Source organism: Paenibacillus sp. P4_A7, from assembly GCF_056402455.1.
In genome coordinates, this window is the sequence record NZ_JBFUHJ010000617.1 from 1 (window position 1) to 2,610 (window position 2,610).

At 34.7% G+C, this 2,610-nt stretch carries 4 protein-coding genes; all 4 read right to left on the bottom strand.

Features of this window, described 5'->3' with window-relative positions:
* Positions 1–229 precede the first annotated feature (229 nt).
* Positions 230–781 (bottom strand): hypothetical protein, encoded by a 552-nt coding sequence (locus AC1DWN_RS31960; protein WP_477562876.1) that lies wholly within the window; start codon positions 779–781, stop codon positions 230–232.
* Positions 782–1,098: 317 nt separating this feature from the next.
* Entirely contained in the window at positions 1,099–1,503 is a 405-nt protein-coding gene (locus AC1DWN_RS31965) for a group-specific protein (RefSeq protein WP_477562877.1), read from the bottom strand.
* Between the two features lie 202 nt (positions 1,504–1,705).
* On the bottom strand, positions 1,706–2,302 hold the full coding sequence (locus AC1DWN_RS31970) for a hypothetical protein (protein ID WP_477562878.1): 597 nt from the start codon (positions 2,300–2,302) through the stop codon (positions 1,706–1,708).
* 105 nt (positions 2,303–2,407) lie between these two features.
* On the bottom strand, positions 2,408–2,610 hold a 203-nt coding region (locus AC1DWN_RS31975), incomplete at its 5' end, for a hypothetical protein (RefSeq protein WP_477562879.1).

The window sequence follows — 2,610 nt, forward strand, 5'->3', positions numbered from 1 at the left end:
CTGCCCGTTAGCTTAACAAAGAAAGGGAGCAGCTGCCGTAGCAAATTGCTCCCTGTTTGTTCAACTATAGTTACCCGTTAGCGGAATACTTAACCAAATAATTTGAATATCAAATATCAAAGTCTTACGAGTTACCCGAAAGCTCTCACTTCTTTAAATAATTTTGTAGGCATGTTTATTTCGCGGAAATTTATACTGATTTCGTTATTTTGATTACGTATTTGAGAGACTATTTAAATGTATTATTAATAGGTTTACTAAAAGATAGCTCTATTATTTCTATATCAAAGTATTCCTGTAATTGCTTTTTAGTGAGAGGTGTAGCGTCAATTCTAGTAACTTTAGGGGATTCATTATAAGTTTCGACATAGCATATATGCGGCTTTGCATGTATGGCTGATTTTGCGTTTGGATCACCCAAATAATACATTCCTTCACCATAGTCAAAATAAACTTCAACTTGAGTGTTAACTCTTTGAGGATTTAAAACAGAGTGTACATTTTCATCAAGTAAAATGGAAATTTTATCTGTTCCACTTTTTAAGTATTCATTCCAAGTTCGAGATTTTCCAAATCCACCTGAAATATCAAAACCAGCAAAGTCAACGATTACAGTATCTTTAACTTCATATATTTCCCCATTCAATTTATATTTTAAACTGAATGGAAATTCACCATGCTCTATTGTTGGTKGTAATTGATTAMCACAACTAGAAATAATAACCATAATTGAAACAATAGCAATGACTATATATATTACTTTATATCTTATTTTTCTCACAATAGCACCTACCAATATATGAATAAAATTTTTAACTTAATTATATAATAAAAATTACTCTTGTCCTTCAACCACCTCCGAATTAAAGGATATTCTGAAATATGTCTTAACTATCTACCATATTATATTAAAATATCTAAATCAAATATTGCCGCTTTGCCGACTCTTTTCATATTCCCCCACCATTTATGCATGTCAAATGTGATAAGAAACAGAAATTCAACTCAATTACTCACTATCCTGCCCGTTAGCTTAATAAAAAAAGGGAGCAACTGCCGTAGCAAACTGCTCCTTGTTTGTTCAACTATAGTTACCCGTTAGTTGAACAAAATAATCTTCTCTAACAAATCATCGAGATTCCCATAACATTTCTCTACCTCGGGTAAATGATAAAATGTACTCGTTGTTTCAAAGTTGTCTATTGCCCCTTCTGGTGAATAAAGAAAAATCCTCTTACCTATACCGAGTGCAATCCCTAATTCAATATGAGTGCCTTTTCCCCCTGGTAATAGCACAATAACCAAATCGGATTCTACTTCTGCGTTTTTTTCAAGTTGACCTATTTCTTTTAAATCTTCAAATGTGGAGGTTTTCTCTGTCTTTGCTTTCGCATTTTTCGTCCAATCATAAGTATGAATATAACCCTTACTCTTTAAATGATCAGTAACATAATGAACAGCATCTATATTCTTAAAACTTGATGCCACATAAAATTTTTCCACTCTTTCTCTCTCCTTCTTTCTAAAAACGTGTGTTGTAATCCTATATATTCTGCCTGAATACCATACAAACCTGCCCGTTAGTTGAGTGAAAAATGGAGCATCTGCACCGCGGCAGCATGCTCCAATATCGTTTCCCGTTAGCTTAACGCACAAACGTAAATATGTACCTGTAGTAAGTAAAGGGCACCCGAAACAGTTACGTTCATCGGCGTCGCCTTCTTAAGGATATGACCAGCAAGATAAATAATGTTAGAAAAACTGTAAGAACTAAAACGATTATGAATCGGTTATTTGTTTCCTTATTAATAGAAGATATTTCTAATTGATCCTCTTGAGGGCTTGTTATCTTAGATGGTTCATATCCTGCTCCCAATGCTTTAAGTTCTTCTTGTGCGGATTCAAGATTCTTRGTTCCCTCACAAAGACCTGTTTCAAGTCGATCTGGTTTACCATAGGCAAAAACGATAAATTCTTCATTCACTTCGAATCCCTCATATCCACAACTTGCCGAACTCAATGCTGTGTAAACAGTCGTTTGAGAATCCAATTCTCCTTTCCAAACCTTTTTCACTTCGAATTGAGCTTTTACAGGATCTGCGGAAGACCAAATCTTCCCCTTAACAGGTTTTGTCAAACTCAATAATTTGCCCGTAAAAATTGCGGTTTTTCGATTCATCTGATCTTCTATGCTTGGGGGTTCAGCACAAGAGCATGCATGGACAGTTAAAGGTGCTACCACAAACCACGTACTGAACACGAACAAAAAACTCAGTAAGGTCATTGTTATTCTTTTCCACATTTTTATCACCTCATCGGAATGGTGGCAAATTCCTAACTAGCTTTTAGACGTTTTTAATGAAAGAATGGTTGCGTTATCCTGCCCGTTAGCGTAACAACAGATAACTCAACCAATATGAAATATCCTACCTATAATTCCAATAACCATCATAAGTAGAGGACCTACAATTATAAACCCTACTATTACTGCAATAAATTTAAGAGGAGTTGATATTCCTCTTCGTTCACCAATTGTATCTGATTTTTGATTTATTTTCTTAATTTCACCATCAAGTATTTCCCGATTCAACTCTTCCGACATTCCCCATC